The sequence below is a fragment of the Caballeronia grimmiae genome (genome assembly GCF_000698555.1).
GTDB lineage: Bacteria > Pseudomonadota > Gammaproteobacteria > Burkholderiales > Burkholderiaceae > Caballeronia > Caballeronia grimmiae.
Genome location: NZ_JFHE01000030.1, coordinates 16386 through 33005, shown reverse-complemented (window position 1 = coordinate 33005; position 16620 = coordinate 16386). Strand labels below are relative to the sequence as shown.

Sequence of the window (16620 nt, the reverse complement as noted above, 5' to 3'; positions counted from 1 at the left end):
TTCGCAAGCCGGACCAAAAATGCAGCATGTTCGATGCCTACAAAAAGCCAATCAAAACCCATGAAAATCGCCATTCTCGACGACTACCAGGACGCCGTAAGGAAGCTCGACTGCTTCCATCTTCTCGATGATCACGAAGTGAAAGTCTTTAATAACACGGTGCGTGGACTCGGACAGTTGGCTAGCAGACTGTCGGAAGTCGATGCGCTCGTGCTGATCCGCGAACGCACGCGCATCAGTTCGCAACTCCTCGATAAATGCCCGAAGCTGCGCATGATCAGCCAGACGGGCCGCGCGGGCGGCGGACATATCGATATCGACGCATGTACGGAACGCGGCATCGCCGTGCTGGAAGGCACCGGATCGCCGGTCGCGCCGGCCGAACTGACGTGGGCGCTGATCATGGCGGCGCAGCGTCGCATTCCGCAATACGTCGCGAACCTGAAGCAGGGCGCGTGGCAGCAGTCGGGGCTGAAGACGTCGGCCCTGCCGCCGAACTTCGGCCTCGGGCAGGTGCTGCGCGGGCAGACGCTCGGCATCTGGGGTTACGGCAAGATCGGCCAGCTGGTGGCGGGCTACGGCAAGGCGTTCGGCATGAACGTGCTCGTGCACGGCCGCGAGCACTCGCTGGCGGCGGCGCGCGAGGATGGCTTCGCCGTCGCGGAAACCCGCGAGGCGCTCTTCGAGCAGAGCGACGTGCTCACCGTGCATCTGCGTATGAACGACGAGACGCGCGGCATCGTCCGCACGGAAGATCTGATGCGCATGAAGCCGACCGCGCTCTTCGTCAACACGAGCCGCGCCGAGCTGCTCGAAGAGAACGCGCTGCTGAATTCGCTGCATCACAACCGGCCGGGGATGGTCGCGGTCGATGTCTACGAGAGCGAGCCGATCCTGCAGGGCTACGGCCTGTTGCGCATGGAAAACGTGATCTGCACGCCGCACATCGGCTATGTGGAGCGCGAGAGCTACGAGCTTTACTTCAGCGCGGCGTTCAGCAACATCCTCGCCTTCGATGCCGGCGATACCTCGAGCGTGTCGAATCCCGAAGCGCTGCAGCACGCGCGCCGCCGCTGAGCGGTCGATGCGTCAGGCCGTCGATACGTCGATCGACGGCTCGCAGCGCACCGGAAAATTCACCGAGTTCGCGATGAAGCAGAAGCGGTGCGCCTCTTCGTGCAGGCGCGTCGCGAGCGCAGTGTCGCCGCCCGCGCCGATGGTCACGCGCGGGCGCAGCAGCACATCGGCGAAGCGGCCGCTACCGTTCGCGTCCTCCTGCATGATGCCGATGGCTCCGTCGACATAGCCGGTCACGACGATCTTGTTGACCGCGCACAAGTGCAGATACCAAAGCATGTGACACGACGACAGCGACGCCACGAACAGTTCCTCCGGATTGTGGCGCGTGGGATCGCCGCGAAAAGCGGGATCGCTCGATGCCTCGATCGCGGCCTTGCCCGCGACGCGCACGACGTGGTCGCGCGAGTAGGCGTCGTAGGCGGAGGTGCCGGAACCGCGATTGCCCGTCCATGCGACGGTGAGTTCGTAGGTGTGCTGCTTTGGCATGGCGCGCTCCTTTTGCCTGGCTAGGCAATGTGCGATGCGGCATCCATCAGATGCGGAAGGCGCTTGAGAAAGTTTTCGCCGTCCGCGCGGCCCAGGTCATAAGCATGCTGCATCTGGGACGGGCTCGTATAGTCCCAGCTCGATATCGGCACCTTGCGCGACGGCTGCACGTAGATGCGCCGCTGCTCGCCGTGCGGCACGACGAACGTGCGCTCGCGCGGATAAAGCCGCGTGACCATGACGAGCACCGTTCCCGGCGATGCATCGAGCGCGGAGACCGGCACGTTGTCGACCATGCCGCCATCGAGCACGGGGCGGCCGTTGCGTCGGAGGATCGGCGTGAAAGGCGGCGTACTCGACGATTGCAGGATCAGGTCCGCGAGGTCTTCGATGTTCGCGCATTCCTGCGCCGTCACGAACTCGGGATGGAAGCCGAGCGCCTGACCGAGCGTCGGGTGCAGCGTCTTGCGCACGTACTTCTCGATGTTGTACGCAATCAGCCCGGCCGCGACGGCGCTGCGCGCGCCGAGCCAGCGCGGCAGATGCGACACGCCGATGCGAATCTCCGGCGCGGAAGCGAGTTCATGGAAACGCTCCGCGAAGATGTCGAGCAGTGCCTGCCGATAGATGCGGTAATGCGGGAAGACGGACTGCCCGCGCAGCAGGTTGCCCCAGTACGCGTTCTTCGTGTTGCCGCGTAGCGCCTGCGCGTAGTAGTTCATGACCCAGCGCGCGTCGTTGGTGTAGAGCATGCACGCGGTGGCCGCGCCCGCCGAGATGCCCGCGATGATGCGCGGCTTAAGCCTCAATTCCGGCTGGATGACGTCCCAGAAACCGGCTTGCCACCAGCAGCGGTTGCCGCCGCCGGCGAATACGACCTGATCGAACATTTATTTGCTGACGAGTGCGTAGGTTGTCGTGGCGTGGGCGGCGAGTTCGCCGTTGGCGTCGTGCATGTCGATTTCACCGAACACGAGATTGCGGCCCCGGCGCATGACGCGCGCTGTGACCAGCACGTCGCCGGTTTTGACCGGACGCATGAACGTGGTGTTGAGCGAGACGGTGGTCATTGGCGAGAAGCCGCCCATCGTGTGCGAGATGGCGACGACCATCGCGGTATCGGCGGCAGCCATGAAGACCTGACCGCAGATGACGCCGCCCGCGTGCCGCAACTGATCCGAGTACGGCAGACGCAAGGTGACGCGATCATCGCCGATGGATTCGGGCGCGAGCGACAATTCTCGGACCCACGGCGCGAGGATGTCGTTGAGCAACGCGCGGATGGCGGCTTCGTCCATTTTTTTGGGCTTTGTGCGGTTGGGGGACGCGTCATGATACCGGCTCGGGGCTTTTGCCCAGCGGTCCGCGCGGTGTTCGTGAGCGTAAATTTTTTGCGATAGACGCTTGCGCTTTTCGAAATACTCCCGCTATAATTTCGCTTCTGTTGGGGGCGTTAGCTCAGTTGGTAGAGCAGCGGACTCTTAATCCGTAGGTCGAGTGTTCGAGTCACTCACGCCCCACCAAAGAATTCAAGCACTTAGCCCGGTCCGTGTGACCGGGCTTTTGCTTTCTGGATTCCGTGTAGGCACTGTTTAGGAAAATCGGGCAATGCTGGGTGTGCTGCGTCATCAATGTCGCCTAGAGCAAGGTTTGCGCGCGACCTTGCAGAGCGAGCGCTGGCATCCGGTAGCGAACAAGATCGAAGCGGCGTATCACAGAACCGACTTGTTCGAGCAACGCCGCCCGCTGACGGATGCATCGACACGGCATGTTCCTGACGATTCATAAAGCAAGCCCCGCAACTGCGGGGCTTCGCGCTATCTATTCAGCGCCATACAGCCGCGTAGTAGATCAGATAGAAGCTAACCGTGCCTAAAGCGAGTAACAAGCCCGCCCATACTCGCAACGAAGCACTATCAGGTTGTTTGAATCCGGCGATGGCCCAAACTACGCTCGGAGCAAAGACGAACGCCAAGATTGAGGCGTACCCGAACGCCGACACATTACAATGCTCGATATCCCAGCAATCATGCCAGCGCGTGCTAAACAGCGGCCATGATAGTCGTCGCGACAATCGACTGATCCATACCGCCGATTGCCACGACAACACCGCGCCGACGCACAGATAAGCGATTGACCAAGCGGCGCGCTTCACTGAATTTCCCAGAAGAGAATCTGCTTCGATTTGCCTAGGTCGGAGTACCACGCCGACGATATGCCAAGCGTGAAGCGCATGAATGTATCGACCGCACCACCGGCGCTTGGTGACGTCAGCTTGCTGCCATTCCATAGATCAATATGTCCGCCACTCGCACTATCTGCGTTCTCACCCTCGCGTGTCCAATATTGCGAAAATTGAACAATCCCGGTTCGCCCCTTGATCTTTTCTTGCCAGCCCGACCCGGTGATGTTTTCGGCTTTAGGTAGCCCGGCGAAAGGTTGTAGCTTGAGCCATTGTCCCATCTCATCGGCTCGCGTTGCTGTTGCCTTGCCATCCAAAATGATGCGGCCAATGCTCGGCTGACCAGAAGAGGGCCGCACGACCTTCGAAGAAAACGACTTCATGCCAATGCCGACGTTATGAAGCGTAACGCTCATGCGGATTGCACATTGATTCTTATATGCGGGGTTGTCGTATGGGTTTCCGCTCGGATAATTAGTCCACAGTTCTTGAAAAGTCACAGCTTTCAACTGCACTTCCTTGACGGAGTTCGGCGTCGGGTTGGTTCGTACTTTGGTCGGCTTGTTCGGCATCGATCAGTTCTCGTTCGATCTCTCAAGGGCGTCTTCGCCCCAATACACGGTGTATTCGTCAGCGTTGTCTCCGGTCATCATGCGGGGCAGCGCACCGCTGGAATCTACGCGACCAGAGAACACGCGACCGTCCGCCATTTCGATGAGGTACGGATAGCCGTCGAGACGAATATGGGATGCGTTTGCACGTATTTGCTCGCCGAACGACACGTTATCAGTAGCTGACGCGGCCAGCCCTAACGGTGCGCCGCCGCCCTCAGTCTTGCGCAGTCCGGTGTTTCGAAGTGTCTCGGCCATATCGTCGTACCATGCTTCTCCCGCAAGCTCGGCAAAGATGCGCGGATGTTCGGGGCAGCCGCACACAACAACATCGTCGTGCACTGCAATCTCGCTGACGAAGAGATTCATACGACGCGGCCCGCCATCCTTAGCGATGTAGCCTGTAGTCTTGCAGACCGGACAGTAAGCCGCGCCGCCTATGAGTGCAGCTTGATGCCCGTGAACCAGAAACTGTGGGCCTTGATAAGAACAAATCTCGCCATCGTTACTGAGTTTGTCCCCGACAACTGCTATACGGCGCATCATGATCCACCTCCGCACTTTATTTCGTTATGCTTGATTTTTGGCATGTATTTCGACTCCCGTATTCGATACTCATGCGGTTTAGGGCGAATCGTCAGCATACGGGCAGCGCAACAATGCAAGACACGACAAGGACCACGACACGTCAAATTCAACGAATTTTGACGGTATCGTAGAACTGGGAGTGAGGGGTTCTGTCGTATTCTGTGAAGTCCGACGCGTGGTTGCGTCGGGACGGGCTTGGCAGCCTGTAGAGAGTTTGACTCGCGACGCCCGCGCAATGCGGGTTAGCGTTAGGCCCCGTGCGCCTGTTGACCGCTGGCGCGTGGTGCTTCTGTTCGCCTATGGGCGGGACGTGGCAGGGAACCCGAAAGGGTTGCCGGTATGGTCATTCTCCGGGTCTGCCAACCTTGTCACTGTTCCCGCCCGCCCGGCTTTTGGGGCGGCTCGGCCTTCATACAGGAGCGAGACATTGAGCAAACGGCGTGACTTGAGCGCATCCGGCGCGGTCAAGATCGAACATAAGCTGAGTCTAGTAGCCGTGGGAATCAAGTGCGCACAGGAGACCGTTGCGCATCAGAAGCGAGCACTCTGCGATGGACAAAGCGCACGGCTTGATGCTATCGAATTAAGCCTATCGGTGACACTCGCAGGCGCGAAAGCCTCGATACAGCTTTTCCAATCCGCGCGTGCAGCACTCCGCCCGATGGACGCCGCCGAACAACGGCTAATCGAAGAACTCGTTGATAGTGGCGTCGTGCCCAAGATAAACGCGCGGACCTAGCGTCCGACGCCCACCGCCTCCTTCCCTCAAACTACCTCCGCTCCCCTCTTCTCCAACAATTCCCGCAGCACGGACCGATGGCATCGCGCCTCGTTTTCGCAGTAACACCCGACCGACAGATTCGTCGTATGCGACAGCGCGGCCAGCAGATCCAGCGATTTGCTCGCGTCCGGCTGCGCCATCGCCGCCTTGAACTTCTTCACGAAGTCCCGCCAGTCCTTGTCGCTTTCCGCATGCAGCGCCTTGGCCACCAACTCCGGCGACGGCGACAGATTCGGATACCACACGTCATAGAAATCGCGGCTCGCGAACTCGGACTTCGGCACGCCGCGCGGCGGACGGCGAACCGTGCCAATACGCAGGCCTTCGTTGTCCGCGCGCGGTGAGCCGAGCCGCACTATTCGAATCGCCATACGTTGTCTCCTTCGGATTTTCGTCGGCACAGGATAACCGCCGCCGCTCCCGCGAAACCACTGCGGCCCGACCGCCGATTTATCTCAATCACGCTAAATTCGTAAAAAGTCGCGCCAAAAAAGGGCACGACGCCCAAATGATGGGCATTCTCCTCGACTCCGCTAAAATATCGGGTTTTCCCGAAGGAAGGCGCACGCTAGCGCCGAAAGGAGACTTACCGCAATGTCGTTGTTCCGCAAGAAAAACATCGAGCACATGCTGGCTGGCGCGCACAGCACGTCTCTCAAGAAAACGCTCGGTGCGCTCGATCTGACCTTCCTCGGCATCGGAGCGATCATCGGCACCGGCATCTTCGTGCTCACCGGCACGGGCGCCGTGCAGGCCGGTCCGGCGCTCATGGTGTCGTTCCTCGTCGCAGCGATCGCCTGCTGTTTCGCCGCCCTCGCCTACGCCGAGTTCTCATCGACCATTCCCGTCGCCGGCTCCATCTACACCTACTCCTATGCGACGCTCGGCGAGCTCGCCGCGTGGATCATCGGCTGGGATCTGATGCTGGAGTACGGGCTCGCCACGTCCGCGGTTTCGGTCGGATGGTCGGGCTATCTGCAATCGCTGCTTTCCGGCTTCGGCATCAGCCTGCCGACCGCGCTGACCGCCGCGCCCGGCGCGTCGCCCGGCCACGTCACGTACTTCAACCTGCCCGCGTTCCTCGTGATGATGGTCATCACGTGGCTGCTGTCGATCGGCGTGAAGGAATCCACGCGGATCAACAACATCATGGTCGCGATCAAGGTGACGGTCGTCCTGCTGGTGATCGCGGTCGGCGTGTTCCACGTCACGCCGGCGAACTGGCATCCGTTCATGCCGAATGGCTGGTCGGGCGTGTTCGGCGCGGCGGCGGTGATGTTCTTTGCGTTCATCGGCTTCGATTCAGTGTCGTCGGCGGCGGAAGAAGTGAAGAATCCGAAGCGCGATCTGCCCATCGGCATCATTTCGTCGCTGGCCGTCTGCGCGGTGCTGTACGTGGCGGTGGCGGCGGTCGTGACCGGCATCGTGCCGGCAGCGCAGTTCGCGAGCATCTCGCATCCGGTGTCGTACGCGCTGCAAGTGGCCGGACAAAACTGGGTCGCGGGATTCATCGATCTCGGCGCGGTGCTCGGCATGCTCACCGTCATTCTGGTGATGAGCTACGGCCAGACGCGCATCATCTACGCGATGTCGCGCGACGGTCTGCTGCCCGCGAAGCTGTCGAGCGTGCATCCGCGTTACGCGACGCCGTTCTTCACGACGTGGCTCGTCGGCATCTTCTTCGGGCTGATCGGCGCGCTGGTGCCGCTCAACGTGCTGGCCGAGCTGATCAACATCGGCACGCTCGCGGCATTCTCGATGGTCTCCATCGCCGTGCTGATCCTGCGTCGCACGCATCCCGACCTGCCGCGCGCGTTCCGCTGCCCGGGCGTGCCGGTGGTGCCGATTCTCGCGGTGGCGTCGTGCCTGTTCCTGATGTTCAATCTGGCAAAGGCGACGTGGATCGCGTTCGTCGTGTGGCTGCTGATCGGCCTGGTGATCTACTTCGTCTACTCGCGCCATCGTTCGGCGCTGGGCCGCGCGGCCGAGCACGCGCCGGTGCCGAAGCGCGAAACCGTCACGCACTGAACCGCCCGCACTCTCGATCAACAACGCCGCCCCACGGGGCGGCGTTTTGCATTTCAGGGCGCCGGCCCCACGATGAAACCGGCGAATGCACGGGCGTGCGCCTAATAGCGAGGCCCGTCGATTTGTGCTTTACTCGCCGTGACACACAACACGAATTCCCAGCTGGACGCTTAGCCCAAGCCAGGTTCAGGACGTGATGAGGTGCATGGCGCGAGCGGCGTGAGGCGGGTCCATCCCCCGGCAATATCGTGCATGGGACCGGAAAGGCGCAAACGAGCGCCCACTCCGGCCAATAAGGAGACAGCAATGCCGCTCAGCATCAGTCTGACGGTCAACGGGAAACCGGTGACCGCAAACGTCGAACCGCATCTTCTGCTCGTCCAGTTTCTCCGCGAAAATCTCAGGCTCACCGGCACGCACGTCGGCTGCGACACGGCGCAGTGCGGCGCATGCACCGTGCATCTCGACGGCCGCGCGATCAAGTCCTGCAACATCCTCGCCGCTCAGGCCGATGGTCTGGAAGTGACGACCATCGAAGGCATGTCGAAAGACGGCCAGCTTCATCCGATGCAGGCGGCATTCAAGGAATGTCACGGCCTGCAATGCGGCTTCTGCACGCCGGGCATGGTGATGACCGCGAGCGCGCTCGCCGCCGATTCGCCCGATCTCTCCGAAGACGAAGTGCGCGAACAGCTCGACGGCAATCTGTGCCGCTGCACCGGCTATCACAACATCGTGAAAGCGGTCCTCGAAGGCGCACAAAACATGAAGGCGCGCGCCTGACGCGACGTCCCTTTCTGACCGATGAATCGCGCCTGGACAGGAGACCGCGATGAACGCACCTGAACAACAGAAACTGATCGGCGCTGGCGTCAAGCGCAAGGAAGACTATCGCTTCCTGACGGGCGCCGGCCAGTACACCGACGACGTCGTGCTGCCGCAGCAAAGCTACGGCGTGTTCCTTCGCTCGCCGCACGCGCATGCGCGCATCCGCTCGATCGACATCGACGCGGCGAAAGCGTCGCCCGGCGTCATCGCCATTTTTACGGGCAAAGACCTCGCGGCTGACAATGTCGGCGGCTTGCCGTGCGGATGGCTCATCCACAGCACCGATGGCTCGCCGATGCACGAGCCGCCGCATCCCGTCATCGCGCACGACAAGGCGCTGCACGTGGGCGATCAGGTCGCGCTCGTCGTCGCGGAATCGCTGAAGGAAGCGAAAGACGCGGTCGAGCTGATCGCCGTGGACTACGAAGAATTGCCCGCCGTGGTCGATACCGCGAGCGCCGCCGATCCCGGCAAGCCGCTCGTCCACGACGCCGTGCCGGGCAACGTCTGCTACAACTGGGGTCACGGCGACAAGGCGCGCACCGACGCCGCTTTCGCGCAGGCCGCGCACGTGACGACGCTCGATATCGTCAATCAGCGCCTCGTGCCGAACGCCATCGAGCCGCGCGCCGTCAACGCGAGCTACTCGAAGCACGACGACAGCTACACGGTGTACGTCGCGAACCAGAATCCGCACGTCGAGCGATTGCTGATGGCGGCGTTCGTGCTGTCGCTGCCGGAATCGAAGCTGCGCGTGATTGCGCCGGATGTCGGCGGCGGCTTCGGCTCCAAGATCTTTCTTTATCCTGAGGACGTCGCGCTGACGTGGGCATCGAAGAAAGTGGGGCGTCCCATCAAGTGGGCAGCGGAGCGTTCGGAAGCCTTTCTTTCCGACGCCCACGGCCGCGATCACGTCACCAAGGCCGAACTCGCGCTCGACAAGGACGGCAAGTTTCTCGGGATGCGCGTTCACACGACCGCCAACATGGGCGCGTATCTGTCGACGTTCGCGTCGTCGATTCCGACCATCCTCTACGCGACGCTGCTCGCCGGCCAGTACGCGACGCCCGCGATCTACGCCGAAGTGAAGGCGGTCTTCACGAACACCGTTCCCGTCGATGCCTACCGCGGCGCGGGCCGTCCCGAAGCGACGTATGTCGTCGAGCGGCTCGTCGAGACGGCGGCGCGCGAGATGAACATCGATCCGGTGGAATTGCGCCGCCGCAACTTCATCCGCGAATTTCCGTACGCGACGCCGGTCGGTCTCACCTACGACACCGGCGATTACGACGCCATCCTCGACCGCGCGCTGGAACTGGCCGATGTCGCGGGCTTCGAGAAGCGCCGCGAGGAATCGAAGCAGCAGGGCAAGCTGCGCGGCATCGGCTATTCGTGCTACATCGAGGCGTGCGGGCTTGCGCCGTCGAATGTCGCGGGTGCGCTCGGGGCGCGCGCCGGTCTCTTCGAAGCAGGCGAAGTGCGCGTGCATCCGACCGGCTCCGTCACCGTATTCACCGGCTCGCACAGTCACGGACAGGGACACGAAACCACTTTCGCGCAGGTCGTGGCCGACCGGCTCGGCATCGCGATTGAAAACGTCGAGATCATTCATGGCGACACGGGGCGCATTCCGTTCGGCATGGGCACGTATGGATCGCGGTCGCTGGCGGTCGGCGGTTCGGCCATCGTGAAGGCGCTCGACAAGATCGAAGCCAAGGCGAAGAAGATCGCCGCGCATCTGCTGGAAGCATCGCCGCAGGACGTCGAATTCAACAACGGCGTGTTCCGTGTCGCGGGCACGGACAGAACGAAGACGTTCGCGGACGTATCGCTCGCCGCCTATGTGCCGCACAACTTCCCGCTCGAAACGATGGAGCCGGGCCTCAACGAGAACGCGTTCTACGATCCGACCAACTTCACGTATCCGTCCGGCGCGTATGTCTGCGAAGTGGAGGTCGACCGCGACACCGGCGAGACGCGCATCCAGAAGTTCACCGCCGTCGACGACTTCGGCAACGTGATCAATCCGATGATCGTCGAAGGACAAGTCCACGGTGGACTCGGCCAGGGCATCGGACAGGCGATGCTCGAACGTTGCGTGTACGACAAGGACAGCGGCCAGTTGCTTTCCGGCTCCTTCATGGACTACGCGATGCCGCACGCCATCGACTTGCCGAGCTTCAATGTGGAGACCGCGAAGGGCACGCCCTGCACGCATAATCCGCTCGGCGTGAAGGGCTGCGGTGAAGCAGGCGCAATCGGCTCGCCGCCCGCCGTCATCAACGCGATTCTCGACGCGCTCGCGCCGCTCGGCGTGAAGGACCTGCAAATGCCCGCCACGCCGCATCGCGTATGGACCGCGATGCACGCTGCTCAACCCGCTTGAGGATGACCGCCATGTACACCTTCGACTATCAACGGCCGAACGAAGCGCAAGCAGCGGTCGCCGCGCTTTCCGCCGACAGCGACGCCAAGTTCCTCGCGGGCGGCCAGAGCCTGTTGCCGACCATGCGCCTGCGGCTTGCGCAGCCGTCGGCGCTCGTCGATGTCACGCGCATCGCGTCGATGAAAACCGTCACGCTCGATGCCGGCAAGCTGACCATCGGCGGGGCGATGTGCCACGCGCAGGTCGCGTCGAACGCCGATGTGAAGCAGGCGCTGCCGGGCCTGGCCGATCTCGCGAGCCGCATCGGCGACAGACAGGTTCGCGAACGCGGGACCATCGGCGGTTCGCTCGCCAACGACGATCCCGCCGCGTGCTATCCCTCAGCCGTGCTCGGGCTGAACGCGACGATCGTGACGGACCGCCGCCGCATCGCCGCCGACGACTTCTTCATCGGCATGTACGAGACCGCGCTCGAACCGGACGAACTGATTACCGCCGTCGAGTTTCCGCTGGCCGAGCGCGCGGGCTACGAGAAGTTTCGCAATCCCGCGTCGCACTTCGCGCTCGTCGGCGTGTTCGTCGCTAAGCATGCGGACGGCGTGCGCGTCGGCGTGACGGGCGCGGCGCCCTCCGCGTTCCGGGCGAAGGAGCTGGAAGCGGCGTTGTCGAAGGACTTCTCGGTGGCGTCGGCGCGCAGCGTGACCCTTTCCGCCGATGGCCTCAACGACGACATGCACGCGAGCGCGGCGTATCGCGCGCATCTGATTCCGGTGCTGGCGGGCCGCGCGATCGAACGCGCGATGTCGTTCGGAACGTGATGCAGAGCGAGCCCGATTCGATCGACGACACGCTCGCGCGCCTGCGCGAGCATCAATACTTCGCGAGCCGCGAGCTTGCGACGGCCCTCTTTCTCGCGCTGAAGATGCAGCGGCCGCTGTTCCTCGAGGGCGAACCGGGCGTCGGCAAGACGGAACTCGCGAAGGCGGCGGCGGGCATCTGCGGCACGACGCTTCTGCGCCTGCAATGCTACGAAGGGCTCGACACGGCCAGCGCGCTCTACGAGTGGGACTATCCGCGGCAGATCATGGCGCTGCGGCTCGCGGAGGCATCGGGCGACACGCCGTCGAACGATTCGCTGTATCGCGGCGAGTTTCTGCTGAAGCGTCCGCTGTTGCAGGCGCTGCTGCCCGATCCCGATAACGCCGCCGCGCGCCGCGTGCTGCTGATCGATGAAATCGACCGCGCCGACGAGCCGTTCGAAGCGTTTCTGCTCGAACTGCTGTCGGACTTTCAGGTGTCGATTCCGGAGTACGGCACGGTGCGCGCGGCAAGGCCGCCGCTCGTCGTGATGACGTCGAACCGCACGCGCGAAGTCCACGACGCGCTGAAACGGCGTTGCCTGTATCAGTGGATCGGCTATCCGGAGCGCGATGTCGAGCTGGCGATCGTCGCGGCGCGCGCCCCGGAAGCGAGCCGCGCGTTGCAGGCGCGGGCCGTCGCGTTCGTCCACGAATTGCGGACGATGGACCTGTTCAAGGCGCCCGGCGTCGCGGAGACCATCGACTGGTGCCGGGCGCTCGCGGCGCTGTCGGTGTCGGAACTGGATCCGCAATCGGTGCAGGACACGCTCGGCGTGCTGCTCAAGTATCAGGACGATCTGGCGCGCATGGACGCAGCGACGCTCGCGCAGTGCTTGTCGACGGCCGCGAAGGCGTGACGATGGAGACGCTCTCGCGCAACGTCGTTCATTTCGTGCGGCTGCTGCGGGGCGCGGGACTCGGCATGTCGCCGGCGCAAGCGGTCGATGCAATCGACGCGCTGCGGTTCATCGACTTGCGCCGTCGCGACGACGTGCGCGCGACGCTCGCGTGCCTTCTGGTCCACGCGAGCGACGAGCGCGATATCTTCGATGCCGCCTTCGATCTTTTCTGGCGCGATCCGGACTGGGAAGGCAAGCTGCGCGCGCTGTTGCTGCCGAAGGTCGAAAGCGGCGCGCCGCCGCCCAAGCGCAATAACCGTCTCGCCGATGCGCTGGCGGCGCGCTCCGAGGCGAAGCGTCCGCCAGCGTCCGAAGCGGAGCCCGAACAGACTCATGCGCGCATGAGCTTCAGTGCGCAAGAACGCCTGAGCCATCGCGATTTCGATACGCTCACCGCCGACGAATGGCGTGCGCTGCGGCATCGGATTCGCGCGCATCGTGTGCCGCTCGCGACGGAGCCGACGCGCAGGCTCAAGGCGGCATCGCGCGGCACGCACGCCGATCTGCGCGCGAGCGCGCGTCAGGCTGTTCGCGCGGGCGGCGACTGGACCGCGTGGAAGTATCGCGCGGTGGTGGAGCGCCGGCCGCCGCTCGTCCTGCTGCTCGACATTTCCGGTTCGATGAGCGCGTATTCCCGCGCCGTGCTGTACTTCTGCCATGCGCTGCTGCAATCGCGCGAGCGTCTGCAAGTGTTCCTGTTCGGCACGCGCCTGACGAACGCGACGCGTGCGCTGCGCGAGCGCGATCCCGATGTCGCCATTACGACGCTCGGCGAGCAGGTCGCGGACTGGTCGGGCGGCACGCGCATCGGCGCGGCGCTGGCGGAGTTCAACCGGCGATGGGCGCGCCGCGTGCTCGCGGGCCGCGCGACGGTATTGCTCGTCACCGATGGACTGGACCACGAAGCGATCGACGTGCTCGATGCGGAGATGGCGCGGCTCAGGCGCTTCGCACATCGGCTGGTGTGGCTCAATCCGCTTCTGCGATACACCGGCTTCACGCCCCGCGCGCGAGGCGTGCGCGCGATCCTGCCGCACGTCGATGCGATGCTCGCGGCTCATAACCTCGACAGCCTCGCCGCTGTCGGACGGGAACTGACGGCGCTATCCGCGCGCGGCGCCCGCACGCATGGAGAACACACGCGATGGAACTGACCGAAACTCACGTGTTGCCGGTGCCGCAGACGCGCGCGTGGGAAGCGCTCAACGACACGGCGATACTGAAGGCCTGCATCCCCGGCTGCGACAGCATCGAAGCGGACGGTGAAAATGCCTATGCCGTCGGGATGACTGCCGCCGTCGGCCCCGTCAAGGCACGCTTCAAGGGACGCATGCAACTGACGGACATCGACGCGCCGCACACCTACACGATTGTGTTCGAGGGGCAAGGCGGCGCGGCGGGGTTCAGCAAGGGCAACGCGAAAGTGAACCTCGAGCCGGGCGACGAAGCCGACACGACGAAGCTCACCTACAGCGCGAACGCGCAAGTGGGCGGCAAGCTCGCGCAAATCGGCTCGCGCCTCGTGGATGGCGCAGCGCGTAAGATTGCAGCTGAATTCTTCAAGCGATTCGGCGCGCAGCTTCAGGGCGGGCAGGAATCGAACGAAGTACAGGATGCATCCGCCGCTGACGAAGCCGGCGGAGAGAAGGAAGAGAAAGGGAAGAAATCATGGACAGCGTGGATCTCGAAGTCCTGAAACACAGCGCGCAATGGCTCGAACAGGGCAAGCGCGTGCTGCTCGTCACGGTCGTTAAAACGTGGGGTTCGTCGCCGCGGCCGGAGGGTGCGATGCTCGCGGTGCGCGACGATGGACACGTCGTCGGCTCGGTATCGGGCGGCTGTATCGAGGACGATCTGATCGAGCGCGTGCGGCAAGGCGGCATCGAACAGACGAAGCCGGAAGCGGTGAAGTACGGCATTAGCGCGGAAGAAGCGCATCGCTTCGGGCTGCCGTGCGGCGGCACGATCCAGCTCGTGCTGGAACCGCTCACGCGCGAAAGCGGTATCGCAGAACTGTGTGAGGCGGTGGAGAGCGGGCGGCTCGTCGCGCGCACGCTGGACATGGCGACGGGCGTGGCGCGGCTCGAACCCGCGCGCGCCACCGATGGCGTCGCGTTCGACGGAGCGACGCTGCTGACCATCCACGGTCCGCGTTATCGCATGCTGGTGATCGGCGCGGGGCAGTTGTCGCGCTATCTGTGCAGCATCGCGGTCGGGCTGGACTACCACGTGACGGTGTGCGATCCACGCATCGAGTACACGGACGAATGGGACGTACCGGGCACGACCATCGTGCGGACCATGCCCGACGACACGGTGATGGACATGAAGCTCGACGAGCGCTCCGCGGTCATCGCGCTGACGCACGATCCGAAGCTCGACGATCTCGCCTTGATGGAAGCGCTGAAGACGCCCGCGTTCTACGTGGGCGCGCTGGGATCGCGTCGCAATAACGCGGCGCGGCGAGAACGCCTGAAGGAATTCGATCTCAACGACGCCGAACTCGCGCGACTGCACGGGCCGGTCGGCATTTATATCGGCAGCAGGACGCCGCCGGAAATCGCCGTGTCGATCCTCGCGGAGGTCACCGCTGCGAAGAATGGCGTGTCGCTGCCTGAACTGCTGCGCGTCGAGGGCGCAAAGGCGGCGCGCGAAGTCGCCGGAACCGGCGAAGCCTGCGGCGTTTGATACAAAGGCCTGAAGGTTCCGACTAACGAATAGTCGCAGCCCGCATCACTATGCAGTGTGGATGCGCGGCGGCGGCATCCTGACCACGCGGATTCTTCGCCCCGTGCTCGTCGATGCATTCACCGGCGCGCTCACCGATTCGCGCGAACTGCCGTGGTATCTGAAGGTGCTGCTTGGCTCGCAGCCGCTGCATTTCGGCGATTTCGGCGCATGCCGCTCAAGATCTTCTGGGCCGCCTTCGATGTGTTGACCGTGGTCGTGCTCGGAAGCGGCCTCTATCTGTGGCTGACGCGGCATAACCCGCGAAAGCGCCGCGCGTCGGCGGGGCGCTGACTTACATCAAGCCGCACACGATCATCGCGATGAGCGAGACGGTGACGATCGCCGCGCCGGCCGTCTTGCGCTTGTTCAGTTCGGTCCAGAGCAGCACGCCGGTCAACGAGAGCAGGATCAGGCTGCCGGCGAGCGTATCGATGAGCAACACCCAGCCGACGCTCAAGCCGACGCCCTTGTGCAGGTTCGTCATCATCGCGAGGAAGGTGTTTTCGGTCCGCTTCACCGACACGAAGTTGTTGCCGACCCAGTACTCCGCCATCACACTGCTGCCCGGCGTCGAGACCATCGCCGACCATTGCTCGGGCTGCATCGTGCTCTTGTCGCCCCAGCCAACCGGGTGCGCCGGCTCGCGGCGCGTGCGGCCGAGGTTGCCGTCGATCTTGAGTTCCTGCTTGACCCACGCGCCCATGTCGCGCGGCGACTTGAACCCGCCCGCCGGCAACGCAAGCTGCATCTGCGATACCTGTGGCTCGCCGGTCGAGATGCGCATCGGCGGCGCGCGGTGATTCAGCAGAAAGCCGGTCACGCCGAAAAGCAGGCCGAGAATCGCGCCCCACAGACCGACCCAGCCGTGAACCTTGCGGAGCCACTTGAGGAACGTCGAGCGGCGCGAGCGGTTCTTGCGTACGACTTGCTCGGCTTCATCGATCAGGCGTTGATGCGGGCGATATTGGGCCGAGCCGCTTGTCGGCTGGGGATTGAGGGTATCAGGCGCGTTCAAGCGTCTCTCCGAATCGGACGGTTCCTAGGCAAAGCCGCGCCCCGATCGCGCATCAGGAAGCGGCGATCGACCATAGACGGGCAAATGAGAATTGTTATCATTACACGCATACACGCCTGGCACAATCCTTTGCGATTGCCTGACGA

The 16620-nt window shown here is 63.5% G+C and carries 16 protein-coding genes, 1 tRNA gene and 1 pseudogene; 11 read left to right on the top strand and 7 right to left on the bottom strand.

Going from position 1 to position 16620, the window contains the following annotated elements; translation table 11 throughout:
* Positions 1-60: 60 nt before the first annotated feature.
* Positions 61-1077 (top strand): D-2-hydroxyacid dehydrogenase family protein, encoded by a 1017-nt coding sequence (locus BG57_RS23235; protein WP_035968553.1) that lies wholly within the window; start codon positions 61-63, stop codon positions 1075-1077.
* Positions 1078-1089: 12 nt separating this feature from the next.
* Here the strand turns inward: BG57_RS23235 and BG57_RS23230 are convergent, their stop codons facing one another.
* From BG57_RS23230 to BG57_RS23220, 3 genes are read right to left on the bottom strand one after another with little or no spacing between them, the layout of a single operon-like run.
* Positions 1090-1566 carry an OsmC family protein gene (locus BG57_RS23230; RefSeq protein WP_035968552.1) on the bottom strand — a complete coding sequence of 159 codons (477 nt, stop codon included), beginning with the start codon at positions 1564-1566 and terminating at the stop codon, positions 1090-1092.
* Positions 1567-1586: 20 nt separating this feature from the next.
* The gene (locus BG57_RS23225) at positions 1587-2456 is read right to left on the bottom strand and encodes a patatin-like phospholipase family protein (RefSeq protein ID WP_035968550.1); all 870 of its coding nucleotides are present in this window, start codon (positions 2454-2456) and stop codon (positions 1587-1589) included.
* Positions 2457-2864: a PaaI family thioesterase gene (locus tag BG57_RS23220; protein WP_035968549.1), complete on the bottom strand. Its 408-nt coding sequence runs from the start codon at positions 2862-2864 to the stop codon at positions 2457-2459.
* Positions 2865-3013: 149 nt separating this feature from the next.
* Between BG57_RS23220 and BG57_RS23215 the strand changes: the two genes are divergently transcribed.
* Positions 3014-3089 (top strand) — tRNA-Lys (locus BG57_RS23215).
* A 628-nt stretch (positions 3090-3717) separates the two neighbouring features.
* Here the strand turns inward: BG57_RS23215 and BG57_RS23210 are convergent.
* From BG57_RS23210 to BG57_RS23195, 3 genes are all read right to left on the bottom strand, one after another.
* Entirely contained in the window at positions 3718-4320 is a 603-nt protein-coding gene (locus BG57_RS23210) for a type VI secretion system amidase effector protein Tae4 (RefSeq protein ID WP_035968547.1), read from the bottom strand.
* A 3-nt stretch (positions 4321-4323) separates the two neighbouring features.
* Positions 4324-4905 carry a PAAR domain-containing protein gene (locus tag BG57_RS23205; protein WP_035968546.1) on the bottom strand — a complete coding sequence of 194 codons (582 nt, stop codon included), beginning with the start codon at positions 4903-4905 and terminating at the stop codon, positions 4324-4326.
* Between the two features lie 807 nt (positions 4906-5712).
* Positions 5713-6099, bottom strand: a complete 387-nt coding sequence (locus tag BG57_RS23195) for a DUF488 domain-containing protein (RefSeq protein ID WP_035968541.1) — start codon at positions 6097-6099, stop codon at positions 5713-5715.
* Between the two features lie 223 nt (positions 6100-6322).
* On the opposite strand from BG57_RS23195, the gene BG57_RS23190 reads away from it, so the two are divergent.
* From BG57_RS23190 to BG57_RS31770, 9 genes and pseudogenes are all read left to right on the top strand, one after another.
* Positions 6323-7756 carry a branched-chain amino acid transporter BcaP gene (locus tag BG57_RS23190; protein ID WP_035968539.1) on the top strand — a complete coding sequence of 478 codons (1434 nt, stop codon included), beginning with the start codon at positions 6323-6325 and terminating at the stop codon, positions 7754-7756.
* A gap of 306 nt (positions 7757-8062) precedes the next feature.
* Complete coding sequence (locus tag BG57_RS23185) at positions 8063-8539, top strand: (2Fe-2S)-binding protein (protein WP_035968538.1); 477 nt, start codon at positions 8063-8065, stop codon at positions 8537-8539.
* A 49-nt stretch (positions 8540-8588) separates the two neighbouring features.
* Positions 8589-10970 carry a xanthine dehydrogenase family protein molybdopterin-binding subunit gene (locus tag BG57_RS23180; protein ID WP_035968536.1) on the top strand — a complete coding sequence of 794 codons (2382 nt, stop codon included), beginning with the start codon at positions 8589-8591 and terminating at the stop codon, positions 10968-10970.
* Between the two features lie 11 nt (positions 10971-10981).
* Positions 10982-11788 (top strand): FAD binding domain-containing protein, encoded by an 807-nt coding sequence (locus tag BG57_RS23175; RefSeq protein ID WP_035968601.1) that lies wholly within the window; start codon positions 10982-10984, stop codon positions 11786-11788.
* Entirely contained in the window at positions 11788-12687 is a 900-nt protein-coding gene (locus BG57_RS23170) for an AAA family ATPase (protein WP_035968533.1), read from the top strand. Before BG57_RS23175 ends, BG57_RS23170 begins: the two co-directional genes overlap by 1 nt.
* A gap of 2 nt (positions 12688-12689) precedes the next feature.
* Positions 12690-13883 (top strand): vWA domain-containing protein, encoded by a 1194-nt coding sequence (locus tag BG57_RS23165; protein ID WP_035968599.1) that lies wholly within the window; start codon positions 12690-12692, stop codon positions 13881-13883.
* A complete protein-coding gene (locus BG57_RS23160; RefSeq protein ID WP_035968531.1) occupies positions 13874-14425 on the top strand; it encodes an SRPBCC family protein in 552 nt (183 codons plus the stop codon). Before BG57_RS23165 ends, BG57_RS23160 begins: the two co-directional genes overlap by 10 nt.
* Positions 14398-15417, top strand: a complete 1020-nt coding sequence (locus tag BG57_RS23155; RefSeq protein WP_035968529.1) for an XdhC family protein — start codon at positions 14398-14400, stop codon at positions 15415-15417. The genes BG57_RS23160 and BG57_RS23155 overlap by 28 nt, the downstream gene beginning before the upstream one ends.
* A 37-nt stretch (positions 15418-15454) precedes the next feature.
* Positions 15455-15750, top strand: a pseudogene (locus BG57_RS31770) (PepSY domain-containing protein); the annotation flags it as partial.
* Between the two features lies 1 nt (position 15751).
* On the opposite strand, the gene BG57_RS23145 reads toward BG57_RS31770, so the two are convergent.
* Positions 15752-16474 carry a PepSY-associated TM helix domain-containing protein gene (locus tag BG57_RS23145; RefSeq protein ID WP_035968525.1) on the bottom strand — a complete coding sequence of 241 codons (723 nt, stop codon included), beginning with the start codon at positions 16472-16474 and terminating at the stop codon, positions 15752-15754.
* Positions 16475-16620 lie beyond the last annotated feature (146 nt).

What these genes read in the sequence shown, in the direction of transcription:
- BG57_RS23235 (WP_035968553.1), top strand. Translation starts at nt 61, where the DNA reads ATGAAAATCGCCATTCTCGACGACTACCAGGACGCCGTAAGGAAGCTC.
- BG57_RS23230 (WP_035968552.1), bottom strand. Translation starts at nt 1,566, where the DNA reads ATGCCAAAGCAGCACACCTACGAACTCACCGTCGCATGGACGGGCAAT.
- BG57_RS23225 (WP_035968550.1), bottom strand. Translation starts at nt 2,456, where the DNA reads ATGTTCGATCAGGTCGTATTCGCCGGCGGCGGCAACCGCTGCTGGTGG.
- BG57_RS23220 (WP_035968549.1), bottom strand. Translation starts at nt 2,864, where the DNA reads ATGGACGAAGCCGCCATCCGCGCGTTGCTCAACGACATCCTCGCGCCG.
- BG57_RS23210 (WP_035968547.1), bottom strand. Translation starts at nt 4,320, where the DNA reads ATGCCGAACAAGCCGACCAAAGTACGAACCAACCCGACGCCGAACTCC.
- BG57_RS23205 (WP_035968546.1), bottom strand. Translation starts at nt 4,905, where the DNA reads ATGATGCGCCGTATAGCAGTTGTCGGGGACAAACTCAGTAACGATGGC.
- BG57_RS23195 (WP_035968541.1), bottom strand. Translation starts at nt 6,099, where the DNA reads ATGGCGATTCGAATAGTGCGGCTCGGCTCACCGCGCGCGGACAACGAA.
- BG57_RS23190 (WP_035968539.1), top strand. Translation starts at nt 6,323, where the DNA reads ATGTCGTTGTTCCGCAAGAAAAACATCGAGCACATGCTGGCTGGCGCG.
- BG57_RS23185 (WP_035968538.1), top strand. Translation starts at nt 8,063, where the DNA reads ATGCCGCTCAGCATCAGTCTGACGGTCAACGGGAAACCGGTGACCGCA.
- BG57_RS23180 (WP_035968536.1), top strand. Translation starts at nt 8,589, where the DNA reads ATGAACGCACCTGAACAACAGAAACTGATCGGCGCTGGCGTCAAGCGC.
- BG57_RS23175 (WP_035968601.1), top strand. Translation starts at nt 10,982, where the DNA reads ATGTACACCTTCGACTATCAACGGCCGAACGAAGCGCAAGCAGCGGTC.
- BG57_RS23170 (WP_035968533.1), top strand. Translation starts at nt 11,788, where the DNA reads ATGCAGAGCGAGCCCGATTCGATCGACGACACGCTCGCGCGCCTGCGC.
- BG57_RS23165 (WP_035968599.1), top strand. Translation starts at nt 12,690, where the DNA reads ATGGAGACGCTCTCGCGCAACGTCGTTCATTTCGTGCGGCTGCTGCGG.
- BG57_RS23160 (WP_035968531.1), top strand. Translation starts at nt 13,874, where the DNA reads ATGGAACTGACCGAAACTCACGTGTTGCCGGTGCCGCAGACGCGCGCG.
- BG57_RS23155 (WP_035968529.1), top strand. Translation starts at nt 14,398, where the DNA reads ATGGACAGCGTGGATCTCGAAGTCCTGAAACACAGCGCGCAATGGCTC.